The sequence below is a fragment of the Collimonas sp. OK307 genome (assembly GCF_900113705.1).
Classification (GTDB): Bacteria; Pseudomonadota; Gammaproteobacteria; order Burkholderiales; family Burkholderiaceae_D; genus Collimonas.
The window spans coordinates 226,550-245,654 of sequence record NZ_FOQI01000008.1; the positions used below are offsets into that span (position 1 = coordinate 226,550).

17 protein-coding genes and 1 tRNA gene are annotated in these 19,105 nt (G+C 56.5%); 13 read left to right on the forward strand and 5 right to left on the reverse strand.

Annotated features, from left to right (window positions below; translation table 11 throughout):
- Nucleotides 1–7: 7 nt before the first annotated feature.
- From BM205_RS12890 to BM205_RS12905, 4 genes are read right to left on the reverse strand one after another with little or no spacing between them, the layout of a single operon-like run.
- The gene (locus tag BM205_RS12890) at nucleotides 8–1,294 is read right to left on the reverse strand and encodes an NAD(P)/FAD-dependent oxidoreductase (protein WP_217646045.1); all 1,287 of its coding nucleotides are present in this window, start codon (nucleotides 1,292–1,294) and stop codon (nucleotides 8–10) included.
- A 27-nt stretch (nucleotides 1,295–1,321) separates the two neighbouring features.
- Nucleotides 1,322–2,080 (reverse strand): amino acid ABC transporter ATP-binding protein, encoded by a 759-nt coding sequence (locus tag BM205_RS12895; RefSeq protein WP_092415037.1) that lies wholly within the window; start codon nucleotides 2,078–2,080, stop codon nucleotides 1,322–1,324.
- A 37-nt stretch (nucleotides 2,081–2,117) separates the two neighbouring features.
- Complete coding sequence (locus BM205_RS12900) at nucleotides 2,118–2,786, reverse strand: amino acid ABC transporter permease (protein ID WP_092415039.1); 669 nt, start codon at nucleotides 2,784–2,786, stop codon at nucleotides 2,118–2,120.
- Between the two features lie 14 nt (nucleotides 2,787–2,800).
- The gene (locus BM205_RS12905) at nucleotides 2,801–3,637 is read right to left on the reverse strand and encodes a transporter substrate-binding domain-containing protein (protein WP_092415040.1); all 837 of its coding nucleotides are present in this window, start codon (nucleotides 3,635–3,637) and stop codon (nucleotides 2,801–2,803) included.
- Nucleotides 3,638–4,021: 384 nt separating this feature from the next.
- On the opposite strand from BM205_RS12905, the gene BM205_RS12910 reads away from it, so the two are divergent.
- From BM205_RS12910 to BM205_RS12955, 10 genes are all read left to right on the forward strand, one after another.
- Nucleotides 4,022–4,636: a helix-turn-helix domain-containing protein gene (locus tag BM205_RS12910; RefSeq protein ID WP_092415042.1), complete on the forward strand. Its 615-nt coding sequence runs from the start codon at nucleotides 4,022–4,024 to the stop codon at nucleotides 4,634–4,636.
- A gap of 184 nt (nucleotides 4,637–4,820) precedes the next feature.
- Nucleotides 4,821–6,215, forward strand: coding sequence for an aminopeptidase P family protein (locus tag BM205_RS12915; protein WP_092415044.1), 1,395 nt, complete (start codon nucleotides 4,821–4,823; stop codon nucleotides 6,213–6,215).
- 112 nt (nucleotides 6,216–6,327) lie between these two features.
- The gene (locus BM205_RS12920; RefSeq protein WP_092415046.1) at nucleotides 6,328–7,935 is read left to right on the forward strand and encodes an ABC transporter substrate-binding protein; all 1,608 of its coding nucleotides are present in this window, start codon (nucleotides 6,328–6,330) and stop codon (nucleotides 7,933–7,935) included.
- A 132-nt stretch (nucleotides 7,936–8,067) separates the two neighbouring features.
- Complete coding sequence (locus BM205_RS12925) at nucleotides 8,068–9,078, forward strand: ABC transporter permease subunit (protein ID WP_092415093.1); 1,011 nt, start codon at nucleotides 8,068–8,070, stop codon at nucleotides 9,076–9,078.
- Nucleotides 9,075–10,007, forward strand: coding sequence for an ABC transporter permease subunit (locus BM205_RS12930; RefSeq protein WP_217646046.1), 933 nt, complete (start codon nucleotides 9,075–9,077; stop codon nucleotides 10,005–10,007). The genes BM205_RS12925 and BM205_RS12930 overlap by 4 nt, the downstream gene beginning before the upstream one ends.
- Before the next feature lie 13 nt (nucleotides 10,008–10,020).
- Nucleotides 10,021–11,058: a dipeptide ABC transporter ATP-binding protein gene (gene dppD, locus BM205_RS12935; RefSeq protein WP_092415048.1), complete on the forward strand. Its 1,038-nt coding sequence runs from the start codon at nucleotides 10,021–10,023 to the stop codon at nucleotides 11,056–11,058.
- Nucleotides 11,055–12,059, forward strand: coding sequence for a peptide ABC transporter ATP-binding protein (locus tag BM205_RS12940; RefSeq protein WP_092415050.1), 1,005 nt, complete (start codon nucleotides 11,055–11,057; stop codon nucleotides 12,057–12,059). The genes dppD and BM205_RS12940 overlap by 4 nt, the downstream gene beginning before the upstream one ends.
- A 14-nt stretch (nucleotides 12,060–12,073) precedes the next feature.
- Nucleotides 12,074–13,717 (forward strand): ABC transporter substrate-binding protein, encoded by a 1,644-nt coding sequence (locus BM205_RS12945; protein WP_092415052.1) that lies wholly within the window; start codon nucleotides 12,074–12,076, stop codon nucleotides 13,715–13,717.
- A 157-nt stretch (nucleotides 13,718–13,874) separates the two neighbouring features.
- Nucleotides 13,875–15,176 carry a serine--tRNA ligase gene (gene serS / locus BM205_RS12950; RefSeq protein ID WP_092415054.1) on the forward strand — a complete coding sequence of 434 codons (1,302 nt, stop codon included), beginning with the start codon at nucleotides 13,875–13,877 and terminating at the stop codon, nucleotides 15,174–15,176.
- 148 nt (nucleotides 15,177–15,324) lie between these two features.
- Nucleotides 15,325–15,414 (forward strand) — tRNA-Ser (locus BM205_RS12955).
- 133 nt (nucleotides 15,415–15,547) lie between these two features.
- Here the strand turns inward: BM205_RS12955 and BM205_RS12960 are convergent.
- Complete coding sequence (locus BM205_RS12960) at nucleotides 15,548–16,378, reverse strand: IclR family transcriptional regulator (protein ID WP_092415097.1); 831 nt, start codon at nucleotides 16,376–16,378, stop codon at nucleotides 15,548–15,550.
- A 173-nt stretch (nucleotides 16,379–16,551) separates the two neighbouring features.
- On the opposite strand from BM205_RS12960, the gene BM205_RS12965 reads away from it, so the two are divergent.
- From BM205_RS12965 to dgoD, 3 genes are all read left to right on the forward strand, one after another.
- Nucleotides 16,552–17,643 (forward strand): 2-dehydro-3-deoxygalactonokinase, encoded by a 1,092-nt coding sequence (locus BM205_RS12965; protein ID WP_254783875.1) that lies wholly within the window; start codon nucleotides 16,552–16,554, stop codon nucleotides 17,641–17,643.
- A gap of 1 nt (nucleotide 17,644) precedes the next feature.
- Nucleotides 17,645–18,268 (forward strand): 2-dehydro-3-deoxy-6-phosphogalactonate aldolase, encoded by a 624-nt coding sequence (locus BM205_RS12970; protein ID WP_092415056.1) that lies wholly within the window; start codon nucleotides 17,645–17,647, stop codon nucleotides 18,266–18,268.
- Between the two features lie 65 nt (nucleotides 18,269–18,333).
- The coding region (gene dgoD, locus BM205_RS12975) for a galactonate dehydratase (RefSeq protein WP_092415058.1) at nucleotides 18,334–19,105 on the forward strand (772 nt) is incomplete at its 3' end.

Below are 19,105 nucleotides of genomic sequence, written 5' to 3' on the forward strand. Positions count from 1 at the left end.
CCTGAAGTTACAAGAAGCGTTTTACCGCATAAGGCGCCGGATCGATAACGGTGGGCCGACCGGAGATGAGATCAGCTACCAGCCGGCCGGAAACCGGTCCCGAAGCCAGGCCGATGTGGCCATGTCCAAAAGCGTGAATCACGTCCCGGCAGCCAGACGCCGCTCCGAGCACTGGCCGGCCATCGGTGGTTGACGGCCGGTGCCCCATCCAGCGCTGGATCACGGCAGTCTTGGTTGATGCCGCAAGTGCGGGATATGTCGCCACTGCGTGACGTAACAGGGTTTCAGCTCGCGTCCAGTCTGGTGCGGCCTGCATTCTGGTCAGTTCCACTTGCCCGGCAATGCGCAGACCTGCCAACGTTGATGTATTACCGGTCTTGGCGTCGCTTGGCATTACCGGTAGGGCCAGTTTGAACGGCGGATTTTCTATGACGACGTGATATCCGCGTTCGCTTTCCATGACGATCTTGTCGCCTGCCGATCTGGCCAGGATTTTCGAGTGGATGCCGGCGGCGATGACAGCGCGGTCGCAGGCGAGTTCGCCGATGTCGGTAATGACGGCGTGCAAGCGGCCATTTCGCAGATCAAACCCCGAAGCCTTGGCGCGATGCAGATTGGCGCCTTGCGTTAGCGCATGACGAACCAGCGCAGAAACATAGGCTCCCGGGTCGGCACAGTGAGCACCTTGCTCCACCAGGATTCCGAATTGATATCTGCGGTCAAGTTCGGGCACCAGTTCGCTGATTGCCTGCGCATCCAGTTCCTTCCAGCTGACGCCATTGTCGCGTCGCAAACGCCAGGCCAGTGCTTCGGCATCGAAAGCGGTACGGTCAGGGTAGGCGTAAAGTAGGCCGCTGCTCACAATCAGTTCCGCTACGCCGGCTTCTTGCGCGAGTGCGCGATGCCGGGCAGGCGCATCTTGGAGCAGGGCGGACAGCGCACGTGCCGTGGCTTCAACGCGGGCCACGCTGGCGCCAGCCCAGATGAACCTGATCAGCCACGGCAGTAGCGACGGCAGTGCGCTCCAGCGGATTGTCAGCGGACTGCTTTTATCGAACAGATATCCGGGTATTTTTTTCCATAAGCCCGGCATCGAAACCGGCACCACCGAAGCCGGACTTAGCCACGCCGCGTTACCGTAACTGGTGGCCTGCGTCCCGCCAGGTTCGCCCGGGTCAAGCAGCGTGACATGGTGGCCGTCGCGCAGCAATTCGATGGCGCACGCGGCGCCGACAATACCTGCGCCAATGACTACCACGCGCAAGGCAGCGGGCTGGCTGGCAGTTGAATTCAAGCTGTTTCCTTTTTTTATTAGTAGTATCTACTGCCCGCTATTCTTGAAGCGTGACAGGAAGCTGCGCGTAGCATCTTTCTCCGGGTTGTCGATGACAATAGCCGGTGGCCCGGATTCGACCACGACGCCGTCCCGCATGAAAATCACCTGGTCGGCGACTTCTCTTGCAAATGCTATTTCATGAGTGACCAGGATCATGGTCATGCCGTCCGATGCCAGCGACCGTATGACGTTCAGCACTTCACCCACAAGTTCAGGATCCAGCGCAGAAGTGGCTTCGTCGAACAGCATCACGTCAGGCTTCATGGCTAGCGCCCTGGCGATGGCGACCCGTTGCTTCTGCCCGCCCGACAACATGCTGGGATAAGCGTCCGCGCGATCGCTCAATCCAACCCGCTGCAGCAGGGCGTCGGCTGCAATCCGGGCTTCATGTTTCGGTGTCTTCAGCACCGTAACCATGCCCTCCATGACGTTCTGCTGGACTGTCATATGCGGGAACAGGTTGAAGTGCTGGAAAACCATGCCAGTCTTGGAACGGAATTTCGCCAGATCACGGGCTTTCGGCAGCGTCGTGTTTTTGCCGTCGAACGTGATCGACTGGCCGCCGACATTGACGATGCCGGCGTCCGGAATCGTGAGCAGATTGATACAACGCAGTAAAGTCGACTTGCCAGATCCTGAGGGTCCGATCATCGCTACCACGGAGCCTTTGTCGATCTGCAGGGAAATGTCTTTTAGTACGACGTTATCGCCAAAACATTTCTTAAGATTGTGGATTGAAATCATTTCGCGCTCATTTCACCATTCATTTCACTATTCATTGCTATGTTCCCCTGCCATCAGACATTTTCACTTCAAGCCGCTTTGCCAAAATCGTCGCAGGCAGCAAAATCGCAAAATACAGAATCGCAATCAGCGAGTAGATTTCCAGCGGCCGATAAGTATCGTGGGCGATGATTTGCCCTTGATACAGCAGGTCCGGTACAGCCAGAACCGATAACAGCGAGGTATTTTTCAGTTGCATGATGGATTGACTGACCAGCGGCGGCGTCATCCGTTTGAATGCCTGAGGCAACACCACTCTTCGCATCAGCTGGAAATGCGTCATGCCTAACGCCATGCCGGCTTCCGTTTGCCCCGGGTCGATTGAAATCACGCCGCCGCGGATGATTTCAGAATAGAAGGCGCCGCCATATAAGGTCAATGACAGCACCGCCGCCATGCCGGGCGTCAGTTCAATGCCGGTCAATATGGGCAGTGCGTAATAAAACCAGATCAGCTGCACCAGTACCGGCGTGCATCTGAACAGTTCTACATAAGCCCGGAACGGTCCCGATATGTATACCTTGGGCGACAGCCGGCACAGACCGGTAATCAGACCAACCAGCAACCCCAGTATGACGACGATGATGGTGTAACCGACGGTGTAGCCAAAACCAACGAAAATGATATTCCTGTACTGCCAAAGCGTATGAAAATCCCACTGGTACATGCCTGCCTCACAACTTAAAAGTGAACTTGGGGTGGAAATGCGGTTGGCGGCACGCCGACCAGGGCTTGCATATTGGAGAGGATGGTATTTTTCACTTTTCCTGAGGCTCTGGCTTGGTCCAGCCAGGCATTCACTGAATTGGTGAAGGTCTGATCAGTCTGCTTGCGAATACCGACATTGGTCGGGTTGGTTTCGTCGGGAGACGGGAATACGATATGACCGATGTTCGGCAACTTGGTCAGCAGCGCAGTCGACAGCAGAATCACCAACACCTGGCAATCGACGCGACCCGATTGCAGCGCCATGGTGGCGGCGGCAGAGGTTTCAAATCGCAATATGGTCGCCTTCGGCAATATCCGGGTCACCAGCTGATCGTGGCTCGATCCGACATCCACCGCCACCTTGACGCTAGGTGTGTTGAGCTGCTCCCATCGTTCAAAATTGAACCCCTTCCTGGCGACGACCGTGTTGTAGTTTTGGAAAATCGGACCGGAAAAATCAACTACTTCGCGTCGCGCGGGAGATGGGGCCATGCCAAGCTGGCAATCGATTTTATTTGTCTGTACGTCCAGTACTGCATTGCCCCATGTCGTTTCGACCCATTCAACTTCGGCTTTGAGGTATTTGGCAAGATCGCGGCCAAGATCCACCATGAAGCCACGCCATTCGCCGGTAGCCAGATCCTTTGTGAAATACGGCGAGGCGCCGTTGATTGCCCCCAGTCGTATCTTGCCTGTGCGTTTGATACGTGCGGCGGTTGACTCGGGTTCTTGAGAAAATACAGGGCCGACTGCGACCAGTGAACCGACAGCAATGGTTTGAGCGATGAAATTCCGGCGATTGATAGGCATGTCTGTCTTCTTGAATGAGGGTTGGTCAGGGAAAGTAAGAAAAATGCATCATGGACATATTGAAAATACTCGGTTTGAGACGTAAAGTCACCCGAAAATGCATCCGCCAGCCGTCATTTTCAAGCAAGATTGAGGCCCGCCCCTGATTCTGGCCAGCCCCCAGCTTCTAAGGTAATCTGAAAAAGATCCTTGACTCAAATTTTAGTGTGACTATAATTTCCGACGCCTGACTGGCGAAGTCGCAGCGGTATTGGCAGCCGCGGTGCTGACGCTAAATATTAAAAAGTTACTCGTGAATTAACGCGGCCAAGATCGCATTGATCGATTTGGAAGTAACGAAAATGAGTACGAACAAATACCAGATGCAGGCCGGAGACAGAAACAATGGAAATGCCACAGCTGGGGAAATCGATCCGCGCGCGGCGTCATGCTATCAAGAAGACGCTGGTGCAAGTCGCGACCGAAACCGGATTGACCGCGGGATTCATCTCGCAGCTTGAGCGCGGCCAGACCAGTCCGTCGATCACCTCGCTGGTGGTTATCGCCAAAGCGCTGGGCGTGGCGATTGGTGACCTGATCAAACAACCCGCGCAATTGCGGCCCGATACCTATCGCAGCCAGCGGCAGCCGTATTCGGTCGCCAGCGGACGGGTGAAATACGAACGGTTATCGACGGTATTTCCCGGCAGCCAGGTGCATTCGGTGAAATTCACCATGCCATCCGGCTACAAATCGGAAATGGTGTCGCACGAAGGCGATGAAATGATCTTCGTGCTCAGCGGGCAAGTCGGCTACACGGTTGGTAAAGACAGTTATGTGCTGAGTGTCGGCGATAGCTTGCATTTCGACGCGAATATTCCTCACAGTATCGAATCCCTGCCGCATGAGAATCAAGTGGCCGAAGTAATCTGGGTCGGCACCGTGGCGCTGTTTGACGGGCCGCAATCGCCGGCTTCCCCTGAGCAGGAAGAATTACTGCGCGGGACCGAATTTTTTTGAGCGGATTTATTGAGCGTGGGGCGAGGGCAGCTTGTGGCATGATTTTTGCAATTGTAAAAAATCATAAAGGCCATGATTGCTGGCGCTTCGTGTAAAGCCGAACAATGATGTCAGTAGTGACAGCGGAATGGAGTAGTGATGGATCAAGACATATTTAAAGTTGCCGCACTAAAGCGGGGGTGCCATGTCCACGTTTAACGCGGCGGTCTACGCGCAGCGCCGACGTCAGCTAAAGCAGCAGTTTTCTTCCGGCCTGTTGCTGTTGCCGGGTAATACCGACGTCTCCATGAACTACTTGCATAACCATTACTGGTTTCGCCAGGACTCCTCGTTTTCCTATTTCTTCGGCTTGAACCAGCCGGATCTGGCGGCGCTGATCGATATCGACGCCGATAGCGAGATCCTGTTCGGCGACGATCCAGGCCTGGACGATGTGATCTGGGTTGGCGCGCAAACCTCTTTTACGCAGCGCGCCGAGTCGGTAGGCATTGCCGCGGTGCAGCCGTATAAACAACTGGCTGACGTGGTGGCGCAAGCGCGCCGCCAAGGCCGCACGATCCATTACCTGCCGCCGTATCGCGGCGAAACCATACTGGAATTGGCCAGCCTGCTGGATTGCACGCCAGAACAATGCAAGACCGGTGCGTCCGAGAGCCTGATGGCGGCTGTGATTGCGCTGCGCGAAATCAAGGGCGAAGAAGAAATCGCAGAAATAGAAAGCGCCCTGACCGTCACGCGCGACATGCATATCGCCGCCATGCAGCAGGCCAAGGCGGACGCCTATGAATATCAGGTGGTGGCGGCAATGGAGGGCATCATGCGCAGCCATGATTTGCAAAACGCCTATCCGATGATTTTTTCCCGCAGCGGCGAGATCCTGCACAACCGCGACCACAAGAATCTTTTGCAAGCGGGCGATCTGGTGGTGAACGATTCCGGTGCTTCCAGCGCCTTGGGTTACGCCAGCGATATCACCCGCACGTTTCCGGTCGGCGGCCGTTTCAGCGAACGCCAGCGCAGCTTGTATGAAATAGTGCTGGCCGCGCAGCAACTGGCTATCGATGCCATGCGGCCTGGGGTTTCTTATCTTTATGTGCACAAACTGGCCGCCGGCCATATGGTTGCTGCCATGGTCAAGCTGGGTTTTTTTAACGGTAGCCCGGAGCAAGTGGTTGAATCAGGCGCCTACGCGATCTGTTTCCCGCACGGCCTCGGCCACCAGATGGGGCTGGATGTGCACGACATGGAAGGGCTGGGCGAGACCCGCGTCGGTTACGACGCCAGCGTCAGCCGCAGCGAACTGTTTGGCCTGCGCAATCTGCGCCTGGCAAAGCCTTTGCGCGCGGGCATGGTGGTGACGGTCGAGCCGGGCATGTATTTTATTCCGGCACTGATTCAGCGCTGGCAGGCGGAAGCGCGCCACAGTAATCTGATTAACTATGAGAAGTTTGTCGAACATATGGATTTTGGCGGTATCCGGATTGAAGACGATGTGCTGGTGACCAGTTCAGGAGCACGCGTATTGGGCCCGGCGATTCCTAAAACCTGTGCCGAGATCGAAGCCTTGATGGCGGCTTAGAACGAAGGTTTGAAACCGTAGTGAAATGCGTTGTACATTCCAACTTGTGTTCTCGATGTGAATTGTTGTTAAATACACCACCTTCACCATAACCTTAAGAAAGATACCTGTGATGAAAAGAAAATTGATTGCCAAGGCTGCCTTGCTCGCCGTCCTGTGCGCCACCGCCGGTTATGCGGCAGCGGCCAAGACGCTGGTGTTCTGTTCGGAAGGCAGCCCGGAAGGCTTTAATCCGCAGCTGTACACTACCGGCACAACTTTCGACGCATCGTCGGTGCCGATGTACAACCGCCTGGTCGAATTCGAACTGGGTACTACCAAGCCGATTCCAGGCCTGGCAGAATCGTGGACTGTGTCCGACGACGGCCTGACTTACACTTTCAAGCTGCGTAAAGGCGTCAAGTTCCATAGCAGCGCCAAGTTCAAGCCGACCCGCGATTTCAACGCCGACGACGTGCTGTTTTCGTTCAACCGCATGGGCGATCCCAATCATCCGTATCACAAGCTCGCCGCCGGCCAGACCTTCGGCTACTACCTGGACATGGGCATGGACAAGATCATCGACAAGGTGGAAAAAGTCGATGACAACACCGTGGTATTCAAGCTGAAGCATCCGGAAGCACCGTTCATCGCCAACCTGGGCATGGATTTCGCCTCGATCCTGTCGGCCGAATATGCCGACAACATGAAAAAGGCGGGTACGCCTGAAGTGATCGACCGCGAACCTGTCGGCACCGGTCCGTTCCAGTTCGTGTCTTACCAAAAGGACGCCGTGATCCGCTACAAGGCCTTTGACGCTTTTTGGGGTGGCCGGCCAAAGCTGGATAACCTGATCTACGCCATCACCCCTGATGCGTCGGTGCGTTATGCCAAGCTGAAGGCGAATGAGTGCCAGGTAATGGCGTTCCCGAAACCGGCTGACATCGAATTGATGAAAGCGGATCCATCCATCAAGATGATGACCAAGGAAGGCTTGAACATCGGCTACATCTCGTTCAATGTCGAGAAAAAGCCGTTCGACAACAAGCTGGTGCGTCAGGCGCTGAACATGGCCGTTGACAAGCAAACCATCCTCAAGACCGTCTATCAAGGCGCCGGTATCGCCGCAAAAAATCCGATTCCGCCAACCCTGTGGGGCTACAACGACAAGATCAAGGACTATGTCTACGATCCGGTCAAGGCCAAGGAATTGCTGGCTAAAGCCGGCTATCCGAACGGCGTTGAAGTCGAAATGTGGTACCTGCCGGTCACTCGTCCATACAACCCGGACGGCAAGCGCATGGCCGAGTTGATCCAGGCTGACTGGGCAAAAATCGGCGTCAAGACCAAGCTCACCACCTATGAATGGACTGAATACCTGAAGCGCAGCAAGCAGGGCGATCAGCAATCGATGATGTTCGGCTGGTCCGGCGACAATGGCGATCCGGATAACTTCTTCGCACCGTTGCTGGGATGTGAAGGCGTCAAAGGCGGCGGTAACACGGCGCGCTGGTGCAACAAGGATTATGAAGCGCTGATCCAAAAGGCCAAGCTGACACCGAAGCAGGATGAGCGCGCCAAGCTGTATGAGCAGGCGCAGGTGATCTTGCATGAAGAAGCACCATGGATAGACCTGGCCCATTCGGTTCGCTTCACACCGATTCGCAAGGAAGTGCTCAACTTCAAGATGGCCGTGTTTGCCCATCATCACTTTGAGAAGGTTGACCTGGCCACCAAGTAAGCACGGCCTGGTTTTTGTTCTGTTGTTAAGCCGCTCACTACCTCGCTGGATAATACGGTAGGAGCGGCTTAAATTTACCACCAGTAAACGACAGTGCTGCTACTGTCGTCTTTCATCGAACAGGTAACGCCAATGTTTGGATTTCTCCTGCGCCGTGTCGGTTTGGTCATTCCGACCTTTCTCGGCATCACGCTGCTGGTGTTTTTACTGATACACCTTATTCCCGGCAACGCCGTCGAAGCCATGACCGGCGAGCGCGGCATGGACCCGGCCCGTTACGCGCAAATGGCGCACGACCTCGGCCTGGATCAGCCGATTTACATGCAGTACTTTAACTATCTCGGTAACCTGTTCAAGGGCGACCTCGGCATGTCGATCATGACGCATACCTCCGTGCTGAGTGAGTTCAAAACGTTGTTTCCGGCGACGCTGGAGTTGTCTTTTTGCGCGATACTATTTGCGCTGATCATCGGTATGCCGGCCGGCATACTGGCCGCCTTGAAGCGCAATACCGTGCTCGATTATTCGGTGATGGGCGCATCCCTCACCGGTTATTCCATGCCGGTCTTCTGGTGGGCGCTGTTGCTGATCCTGCTGTTTTCCGTGACCTTGGGGTGGACTCCGGTTTCGGGCCGTATCGATATTTTGTTCGACGTGCCGCCGGTCACCGGCTTCATGCTGATAGATAGCTTGTTGTCGGACGATAGCGGCGCTTTTAAATCTGCGCTGTCGCACCTGATTCTTCCTACCATCGCGCTCGGCACCATTCCGCTGGCAGTGATTGCGCGCATGACGCGCTCCGCCATGCTGGAAGTCTTGCGTGAAGATTATGTCCGCACCGCACGGGCCAAAGGGCTTTCGCCGTGGCGGGTAGTGGGCGTGCATGCTCTGCGCAATGCCTTGATACCCGTAGTCACAGTGGTCGGCCTGCAGGTCGGTACCTTGCTGGCCGGCGCGATCCTGACCGAAACCATCTTTTCCTGGCCGGGCATCGGCAAATGGCTGGTAGCAGCGATTCAACGACGCGACTATCCGGTGGTGCAGGGCGGCATCCTGATGTCGGCGACCATCATCATCCTCGTCAACCTGGCCGTCGACTTGCTGTACGGCGTGATTAATCCACGTATTCGCCATCGCTCATGAATAACGTCAATGTACCGCCCGTTAGTGCGCCGCAAACTAACGCTTCGCCGAAGGCAACCGTCAATGCACCACCGCATCCGCTGCGCGAATTCTGGGGCTATTTCAGCCAGAACCGCGGCGCCGTAATCGGCCTGGCCATCATCGTCATGATGGTGTTGGCAGCCTTGTTTGCCGACGTCATCGCACCGCATTCGCCGATCGAACAATTCCGCGATCACACCCTGGTGCCGCCGGTATGGCAAACAGGTGGCACCAGCCAGTTCCTGCTCGGCACGGATCCGGTAGGGCGCGATATGCTATCGCGCCTGATCCACGGGGTGCGCCTGTCGCTGCTGATCGGCCTGGTTTCCATCTCGCTGTCGCTCACCGTCGGTGTGTTGCTCGGTCTTCTGGCGGGCTATTTCCGCGGCATGGTTGAAGTCGCCATCATGCGTTTGATGGACATCATGCTGGCATTGCCGAGCTTGTTGCTGGCCATCGCCGTGGTCGCCATCCTCGGACCTGGCTTGATGAATGCGATGTATGCGATTGCCGTCGTGATGCTGCCGCACTATGCGCGGCAGACGCGCGCCGCGGTCATCGGCGAGATGTCGCGCGATTACGTCAGTGCCTCGCGTATCGCCGGCGCGGGCACCTTGCGCATCATGTTCAATTGCGTGCTGCCAAACTGCCTGGCGCCGTTGATCGTGCAAGCCACGCTTGGTTTCTCGTCCGCCATCCTGGATGCGGCAGCACTTGGTTTTCTCGGCATGGGGGCACAACCGCCTACACCTGAGTGGGGCTCGATGCTGGCCAGCGCCATGGAATTCATCCAGAGTGCGTGGTGGGTGGTTGCTTTCCCCGGCCTGGCGATTTTGATCTCGGTACTGGCGTTCAACCTGATGGGCGACGGCTTGCGCGATGCGCTCGACCCGAAACTGAAACGATAAGGCGAGATTCAACATGGCACTCCTAGAAATTAAGCAGCTGCGCGTCGAATTCGGTTCGACAGCTGCGCCCTTTACCGCGGTTGATGGCCTGGATCTGAGTATCGAGGCCGGCGAGGTGGTTGGCATCGTCGGCGAATCCGGCTCCGGCAAGAGCGTCACCTCACTGGCGCTGATGGGACTGATCGATTACCCGGGTCGCGTCAAAGGCGAGCGCATGGCGTTTGACGGCCGCGACTTGCTGAAAATGCCTGAAAAAGAGCGGCGCGGCATGCTCGGCAAAGACATCGCCATGATCTTCCAGGATCCGATGACCAGCCTCAACCCGTCTTTTACGGTTGCCTATCAATTGATTGAAACCCTGCGCGTGCATCAGGGCGGCTCCAGTAAAGAATTGCGCGCCAAGGCGCTGGCGCTGCTCAAGCAGGTTGATATTCCCGATCCGGAGCGACGCCTGGATGCTTATCCGCATCAGCTTTCCGGCGGCATGAGTCAACGCGTGATGGTCGCCATCGCGATCGCCTGCAATCCGCGTTTGCTGATCGCGGATGAGCCGACCACGGCGCTGGATGTCACGGTGCAGGCGCAAATGCTGGAGTTGCTGCTGCAACTGCAGCGCGACCGTGGCATGGCCCTGATGCTGATTACCCACGACCTGAGCGTCGTCGCCCAGACCGCACAGCGGGTAGTGGTGATGTATGCGGGGCAGGTGGTGGAGACCGGCCGCGTGCCGGATATTTTCAATGCACCCAAACATCCGTACACCCAGGCTTTGCTGGCGGCGCTGCCGGAACACAATATCGGCCGCGCACGTTTGCAAACCATTCCTGGCGTGGTGCCGGGGCAGTACGATCGCCCCACAGGTTGCTTGCTCAGCCCGCGCTGTGCATATGCGCAAGACCGTTGCCGGCAGGAGCGGCCCGAATTGCGGGGAGAGGCACAGGAGCAGGTACGCTGCCATTTCCCGCTGGATCATGCCGGTCAGCCGACAAACGGCTGGTCGGAAATATCCCGTAAAACACCTGATCTAGTATTAAGCAGTGGGGCTGCATGATGATGAATTCGAATATAGAAGCGCTTGCCAGCCCGGTGGTTTTGCTCGAAGCCAAAAATCTGGTCAAGCATTACAGCGTATCGCAAGGTTTGTTCAAACCAAAGGCGACGGCACGCGCACTGGACGGCATCTCGTTCATTTTGCAGCCCGGTAAAACGCTGGCTGTGGTGGGTGAGTCTGGTTGCGGCAAATCCACCCTGGCGCGCCAGATCACGATGATCGAGCCGCCTACCGGTGGTGAATTGTGGATGGACGGCGCCAATATCGCCGATGCTGATAACGCTACCTTGAAACGGGTGCGTCCGCTGGTGCAAATGGTGTTTCAAAATCCCTACGCCAGCTTGAATCCGCGCAAGAAAGTCGGGCAGATGCTGGAAGAGCCGTTGATCATCAATACCCGGCTCAACAGCAAGGAACGTGCTGACAAGGCGCAAGCCATGATGGCCAAGGTCGGCTTGCGGCCGGAACATTACAGCCGTTACCCGCACATGTTCTCCGGCGGCCAGCGCCAACGGGTGGCGATAGCGCGCGCCCTGATGCTGGATCCCAAGGTGATCGTCGCCGATGAGCCGGTGTCCGCCCTTGACGTATCGATCCAGGCCCAGGTGCTGAACCTGCTGATGGATTTGCAGCAGGCCAGCGGTGTCGCCTATCTGTTTATCTCGCATAACCTGTCGGTAGTCGAGCATATCGCCGACGACGTGCTGGTGATGTATCTCGGTAAAACCGTAGAGCACGGCAGCAAGCAGCAAGTGTTCAGCCGGCCGCTGCATCCCTATACCAAGGCGCTGCTGGCCAGCACCCCGCGCATCGATCCGGCCCAGCGCCAGCAAAAGATGATGTTGCCGGGAGAACTGCCGTCGCCATTGGCGCCGCCGCCGGGCTGCAGTTTTAATAATCGCTGCCCTTATGCAATCGAGCGCTGCCGGCAGGAAGTGCCTGCCTTGCGCGAGTTTGACGGCAGCCGGGTAGCTTGCCACCGGGTGGAAGAAATTCAATGACAGGAAATGGCGTGATGCAGAGCCGGAAACCAAAGAGCACGAAGCCAAAGAACAGAAAACTGAAACTCGCCGCCGCAGTCGGCATCGCCGCGCTGCTGTGCGGTACCGTCAATGCGGCGTTTGCGGCCAAGACCTTGGTGTTTTGCTCGGAGGGTAGTCCGGAGGGTTTCAACCCGCAGCTGTTCACCACCGGTACTACTTTCGACGCTTCTTCGGTGCCTTTGTACAACCGTCTGGTCGCCTTTGAGTTGGGCACCACCAAGATTATCCCGGCCCTGGCGGAATCGTGGACGGTGTCGGATGACGGCCTGACCTATACCTTCAAGCTGCGCAAAGGCGTCAAGTTCCACAGCAGCGCCAGATTCAAGCCAAGCCGCGATTTCAATGCCGACGACGTGCTGTTTTCGTTCAATCGCATGGCGGATGTCAATCATCCGTTTCATAAGCTGTCTACCGGCGCCAGCTTCAGCTACTTCCTCGACATGGGCATGGACAAGATCATCGACAAGATCGGCAAAGTCGACGACTACACCGTGGCCTTCAAGCTGAAGCATCCGGAAGCACCGTTCATCGCCAACCTGGGCATGGACTTCGCCTCGATTCTTTCCGCCGAATATGCCGACAAGATGAAGGCGGCAGGCACGCCCGACGTGATCGACCGCGATCCTGTCGGCACCGGTCCGTTCCAGTTCGTGTCCTACCAAAAAGACGCGGTGATCCGCTACAAGGCGTTCGATGCCTATTGGGATGGCCGGCCAAAACTGGATAACCTGGTTTTTGCGATCACGCCGGACGCCTCGGTGCGTTACGCCAAGCTCAAGGCCAACGAATGCCAGGTGATGGCGTTTCCCAAGCCGGCCGATATCGAATTGATGAAAACCGATCCGGCGATCACCCTGCTGACCAAGGAAGGTTTGAACGTCGGTTACATCTCGTTCAATGTAGAGAAAAAGCCATTCGATAACAAACTGGTGCGCCAGGCGCTGAACATGGCCACCGACAAACAGGCGATTCTCAAAACGGTGTATCAGGGCGCCGGTCAGATCGCCAAGAATCCGATTCCACCTACGCTCTGGTCCTACGACAACAAGATCCAGGACTACGGCTATGATCCGGTCAAGGCCAAGGCCTTGCTAGCCAAGGCTGGTTACCCCAACGGCGTAGCGGTCGAACTGTGGTACCTGCCGGTGACTCGTCCCTACAATCCGGACGGCAAGCGCATGGCCGAACTGATCCAGGCCGACTGGGCAAAGATCGGCGTCAAGGCCACTCTCGCCACCTACGAATGGACCGAGTACCTGAAGCGCAGCAAGCAAGGGGCGCAGCAGGCGATGATGTTCGGCTGGTCTGGCGACAACGGTGATCCCGATAATTTCTTTGCAACTTTGCTGGGCTGTGAGTCTGTACGCAGCGGCGGCAATACCGCGCGCTGGTGCGATAAAGGTTTCGAGGCATTGATTCAGAAAGCCAAGCTCAGCACGAACCAGGCCGAGCGCGCCAGGCTGTATGAGCAGGCGCAGGTGACGGTGCATGAAGAAGCGCCCTGGATACCGCTTGCGCACTCGCTGACGCATACACCGATTCGCAAGAATGTGATCGGTTTCAAGATGTCGGCGTTCGCGTTGCATGACTTCAGCAAGGTCGATCTGGGCAAGTAAATTTGCCGGCGAGCGATGCAAGGTGCAACGCCTTGCATCGCATTAATCCTTATTTTGTTGTATTTGTTGCAATTTCGATCGCTGAGATTGGCTGGCCGGGGACTGGCGGGGCTTGGTACAATGGCCGCTTATTCCTTCCCCTATCTATACCAAGTCCATGATCGACATCCAACTTCTACGCAAAGACATTGCCACTGTCGCCGCCCGTCTGGCCGCGCGCAAATTCCAGTTAGACGTCAACGGCTTCAATGCGCTGGAGGCTGAGCGCAAGCAAATCCAGACTCGTACTGAAGAATTGCAAGGCCAACGCAACGCGTTGTCCAAGCAAATCGGCATGCTGAAAGGCAAGGGCGAAGACGCTTCGGCCGTGATGGCTGAAGTCGCAGGCATCGGCGACGAACTGAAAGCGTCGGCAACCAAGTTGGACCAAGTCCAGGAACAGGTCAGCGCGTTCTTGCTGTCAGTACCGAATATCCCGCACGAAACGGTGCCGGTCGGCTCCGATGAGGCTGGCAATGTCGAAGTACGCAAAGTCGGCACGCCACGCAGCTTCGATTTTGAAGTCCGCGACCACGTTGATGTCGGCGCGGCCTTGGGCCTGGATTTCGACGTCGCCGCCAAGATCACCGGCTCGCGTTTTGTCGTCCTCAAGGGTGGTATCGCCCGTCTGCATCGCGCTTTGGGCCAGTTCATGCTGGATACCCACGGTGCTGAACACGGCTACACCGAATGCTACACACCCTACATCGTCAACGCCGATTCGTTGCGCGGCACTGGCCAGTTGCCGAAGTTCGAAGAAGATTTGTTTGCGGTGAAAAAAGGCGGCCAGGAAGGTGAGCAGGGCGCCGACCATGCTGCGCTGTACCTGATCCCGACGGCTGAAGTGCCGTTGACCAACATCGTGCGCGACGAAATCGTTGCCGGCGAAACGCTGCCGATCAAGATGGCTGCGCATTCGCCGTGTTTCCGTTCGGAAGCCGGCAGCTATGGCCGCGACACACGCGGCATGATTCGCCAGCATCAGTTCGACAAGGTCGAGATGGTGCAAATCGTGCATCCGGAAAAGTCTTATGAAGTCCTGGAGGAGATGGTCGGTCACGCCGAAAACATCTTGAAGAAACTCGGCCTGCCGTATCGCGTGGTGTCCTTGTGCACCGGCGACATCGGTTTCGGCGCAGCCAAGACCTACGACCTGGAAGTGTGGCTGCCGGCGCAAAACACTTACCGCGAAATTTCGTCGGTCTCCAACTTCGAAGCATTCCAGGCGCGCCGCCTGCAAGCGCGTTTCCGCAATGCGCAAGGCAAGACCGAGCTGGTGCATACACTGAATGGTTCGGGTTTGGCGGTCGGACGCACGTTGGTGGCGTTGTTGGAGAATTTCCAGCAGGCAGATGGCAGCGTGGAAATTCCGGCGGTGCTGCATCCTTACATGGGCGGCATTACCAAGTTGAGTGTGTAAGTAATTGATTTTGCGGGGTTATTTAGCGTAGGGCAGGAGTAGTTATTGACTGTGGAATGGTGCGAATAAAAAGACATTCCATAGTCAAAAAGAGTCTGCTATAATCTTGCGCTTTGCTGCATTAAACACAGCAAGTCGACCGAAAACCGGAGAGGTGGCAGAGTGGTCGAATGTACTTGACTCGAAATCAAGCGTACGTTAAATCGTACCGTGGGTTCGAATCCCACCCTCTCCGCCAGAATAGAGTAGTAAGTAGTCCAAAGAAGTCTAAAAACCCGCATCAAGCTTAGTGCTTATGCGGGTTTTTGTTTGTCGACGGAATGCGCACTACTTCGGCCAGTTGATCCCATACTCCTGTCGTCCTATAAGCGCTAACTGGCCCGTTGCATTCTTGTAACGGTAGCCCCCAACTCACCGGAGATACCGGAAGCCGCTAGCTTGACGGTGTCGATCAGCGATTGCATTCGCTTGAGCGACATATAAGGAACGGTGCTGGACACGCTGATCGCGGCGACAATCATGTGGCGGGCGTCGTAAATTGGTGCTGCGACACAGCGAATCGACGGTTCATTGTCCTCCAGGTCGAAGGCATAGCCTCCCGCCGTGTATTGACGCATCTGATCGCGAAATTCAGTCCAGCTGCGCTTTTGCAATAGTTTGGAAGTATCGGAGTTGGCTGCCGTGTTGCGCTTCTGATAAAGATTTTTCCATTCATCCTCCTGCAATCCCAGCATCAATGCCTTGCCGACACCGGTGGTCGCGATCGGCATGCGATGGCCGACGCGTGAGCGCATTTCCAATCCCTTTTTCCCAGGAATTTTATCCAGGTAAAGCACGTCGTCGGCGTCGCGTATGGCCAGGTGAATGGTGTCGCCGGACTGTTCTGCCAGTTGGTCCAGATAGGGGCGAGCCACTACTGTCAGCGAAATTTCTTCGCGCGCCTGAAACCCGAGCTCAATCAGCTTTGGCCCTAGCGCATAGCCGACATTCGCCGTAAAACGTAGATAGCGCTCCTGCACCAGGCAACTCGCGAGCCGGTGGGTCGTGCTACGAGTGGTGCCAACTACCCGTGAAATTTCCATCAGCTCACGCGCACCGCCGGCTACTGCTTGCAATACCGACAACCCGCGTGCCAGTGTCTGGGTGCCGGTAGTAGTGGCACTGTTTTGATCTACCTCAGTCAAGTCGGAGGGCTTACGCATCATGAAAGTCCGGCATCGTAAAAATTCCTGTCGAAGAAGCGCATAGGATAACCGTTTAAATGAGAAACGGCGATAGAGTCATGTGTTATTTGAATCAAATACTATATATTGGGATTTGATTTCATATATTGACAGCTTGGGTAACTTCAAATAAAGTACATCAAAATACTCCCATGGAATCTTTTTCAAACAAATTGATGAATCAGGCACAAGGTCAAACACAGCTAATCGCACTCGACTGGGGTACTTCGTCGTTGCGGGCTTATCGTCTCGGCGTGGGCGGTCAGGTATTGGAGTTGCGCGCGTTGCCGTGGGGCGTGATGCGCCTGCCGGAGGTTGGATCAGCCGAAAATTCCGGCGCGGATGGCAAGGAGGGGTTTGAGTTGGCGTTTGAACAAGCTTGCGGTGATTGGCTCCGTGCCGAGCCGCACGCCCCGGTGATTGCGGCCGGGATGGTCGGCAGCCGGGAGGGCTGGCGCGAAGCGCCTTACCTGTCGATACCGATTGCGGTCGATCAGATCGGCAGCACGCTGAGCACTGTACGCACCCGTGCCGGCCAGGTCATACATATCGTACCAGGCCTGATCCAGAATTCGGCGCTGCCGGACGTCATCCGAGGTGAGGAAACTCAGGTGATCGGTGCGCTCGGCATGCTCGATTTCGATAAGGATAGCTCACGCGCAGAACAACCAGATGAGCAGGACGAGGTCCTGATCGGCTTGCCCGGCACCCATTCCAAATGGGTTCAGGTACGCCGGCAGCATCGTGAAATGGAAAGTCGCATCGAGCATTTCAGCACATTCATGACTGGCGACGTGTACGCAGCGCTATGCGCGCACACCATTCTGGCACGCGGCATGCAAGCCAGCGAAGTCAGCCGCAGCGATCACGGTGCGTTCGACCGCGGCGCCCTGGTGGCGCAAACACCGGCCGGACGCGCCGGCGTCCTGTCGACCATCTTCAGCACACGCACACTAGGCCTGACCGGTGTGCTGGATGCAGCAGGCCAACGCGAGTATCTGTCAGGGTTACTGATCGGCCATGAAGTAGCAGCATTACAAATTTTATTGACGAAGCAACGCCATCAGTTCCCGCGCGTGATACTGATCGGCGATGCTGCGTTGTGCGAACGTTACGTGCGAGTCCTCAAAGCATATGGCATTGATCAAGTCGAAGTAGCGGAGCAAGCAACAGAACGCGGTTTGTGGCAACTGGCGTTGGCTGCGGGTCTGCTGACTCGTATATCAACCATAACCAAAGAATGACATGCTAAAAAATGCAATGAAACAATGTGGTTTGATCGCGATCCTGCGCGGCGTTCAGCCGCACGAAGTGGCAGCGATCGGTTTGAAACTGTACGAAGCCGGTTTCCGGATCATTGAGGTGCCGCTCAACTCGCCACAGCCTTTCGACAGCATCCGCATCCTGCGCAACGGCTTGCCGGCAGACTGCGTAATCGGTGCCGGCACCGTATTGACGCCCGATCAGGTGGCAGCAGTTAAACGGGCCGGCGGCGAGATCATCGTGATGCCGCATAGCGACCCGTTGGTGATCGCTGCCGCCAAACAGGCCGGGCTGGCTTGCGCGCCGGGAGTTGCCACGGTAACGGAAGCATTTGCCGCGCTTGCTGCAGGCGCGGATGTATTGAAAATGTTCCCCGCCGAACAAATGGGGCCGAACGTGGTCAAGGCATGGCGCGCAGTCATTCCGGCTACGGTTGCATTGATTCCGGTAGGTGGTATCACGCCCGAAAATTTGGCAACTTTTGTTAGCTCAGGTGCATCCGGTTTTGGCTTGGGCTCGGCGCTCTATAAACCAGGCCTGAGCGCCGAGCAGGTCGCCCAGAATGCCGCCAACTTCGTTGCCGCCTGGCGCTCTACGCAACATTGAAAATTAATCTGATTAAAAAAATGGCGTGGCGTTGAGCTGACGTCTCCATAAAAGAGAACGCAACAATGAAGATCACCAAACTGACCACTTACATCGTACCGCCGCGCTGGTGTTTCCTTAAAATAGAAACCGATGAAGGTGTAGTCGGCTGGGGCGAACCGGTAGTTGAAGGCCGCGCTCACAGCGTCGCCGCAGCGGTGGAAGAGTTATCCGATTACCTGATCGGGAAGGATCCGCGCCATATCGAAGATCACTGGACGGTGTTGTACCGCGGCGGTTTTTATCGCGGCGGCGCCATTCACATGAGCGCATTGGCCGGTATCGACCAGGCGCTGTGGGATATCAAGGGCAAGGCGCTTGGCGTGTCGGTCAGCCAGTTGCTGGGCGGCCCGGTGCGCGACAGCATCCGCGTGTATTCCTGGATCGGCGGCGATCGTCCTGCCGATACGGCAGCGGCGGCCAGGGAGGCTGTAGCACGCGGCTTCACCGCAGTGAAGATGAACGGCACCGAAGAACTGCAGTTCGTCGATTCGTATGAAAAAGTGGAAGCGACGCTCGCCAACGTCGCGGCGGTGCGTGAGGCGGTCGGCCCGCATATCGGCATCGGCGTCGATTTTCATGGCCGGGTGCACAAGCCGATGGCAAAGGTCCTGATCAAGGAACTGGATCCGTACAAACTGATGTTCATCGAAGAACCGGTGCTCAGTGAAAACTACGAAGCTCTGAAAGAACTGGCACCGCTGACCAGTATCCCGATCGCACTGGGCGAGCGGCTGTATTCCCGTTGGGATTTCAAGCGCATCCTGAGCGAAGGTTATGTCGACATCATCCAGCCCG

What these genes read in the sequence shown, in the direction of transcription:
- BM205_RS12905 (WP_092415040.1), bottom strand. Translation starts at nt 3,637, where the DNA reads ATGCCTATCAATCGCCGGAATTTCATCGCTCAAACCATTGCTGTCGGT.
- BM205_RS12915 (WP_092415044.1), top strand. Translation starts at nt 4,821, where the DNA reads ATGTCCACGTTTAACGCGGCGGTCTACGCGCAGCGCCGACGTCAGCTA.
- BM205_RS12960 (WP_092415097.1), bottom strand. Translation starts at nt 16,378, where the DNA reads ATGCGTAAGCCCTCCGACTTGACTGAGGTAGATCAAAACAGTGCCACT.
- dppD (WP_092415048.1), top strand. Translation starts at nt 10,021, where the DNA reads ATGGCACTCCTAGAAATTAAGCAGCTGCGCGTCGAATTCGGTTCGACA.
- BM205_RS12895 (WP_092415037.1), bottom strand. Translation starts at nt 2,080, where the DNA reads ATGATTTCAATCCACAATCTTAAGAAATGTTTTGGCGATAACGTCGTA.
- BM205_RS12970 (WP_092415056.1), top strand. Translation starts at nt 17,645, where the DNA reads ATGCTAAAAAATGCAATGAAACAATGTGGTTTGATCGCGATCCTGCGC.
- serS (WP_092415054.1), top strand. Translation starts at nt 13,875, where the DNA reads ATGATCGACATCCAACTTCTACGCAAAGACATTGCCACTGTCGCCGCC.
- BM205_RS12965 (WP_254783875.1), top strand. Translation starts at nt 16,552, where the DNA reads ATGGAATCTTTTTCAAACAAATTGATGAATCAGGCACAAGGTCAAACA.
- BM205_RS12930 (WP_217646046.1), top strand. Translation starts at nt 9,075, where the DNA reads ATGAATAACGTCAATGTACCGCCCGTTAGTGCGCCGCAAACTAACGCT.
- BM205_RS12945 (WP_092415052.1), top strand. Translation starts at nt 12,074, where the DNA reads ATGCAGAGCCGGAAACCAAAGAGCACGAAGCCAAAGAACAGAAAACTG.
- BM205_RS12910 (WP_092415042.1), top strand. Translation starts at nt 4,022, where the DNA reads ATGGAAATGCCACAGCTGGGGAAATCGATCCGCGCGCGGCGTCATGCT.
- BM205_RS12925 (WP_092415093.1), top strand. Translation starts at nt 8,068, where the DNA reads ATGTTTGGATTTCTCCTGCGCCGTGTCGGTTTGGTCATTCCGACCTTT.
- BM205_RS12900 (WP_092415039.1), bottom strand. Translation starts at nt 2,786, where the DNA reads ATGTACCAGTGGGATTTTCATACGCTTTGGCAGTACAGGAATATCATT.
- BM205_RS12920 (WP_092415046.1), top strand. Translation starts at nt 6,328, where the DNA reads ATGAAAAGAAAATTGATTGCCAAGGCTGCCTTGCTCGCCGTCCTGTGC.
- BM205_RS12940 (WP_092415050.1), top strand. Translation starts at nt 11,055, where the DNA reads ATGATGATGAATTCGAATATAGAAGCGCTTGCCAGCCCGGTGGTTTTG.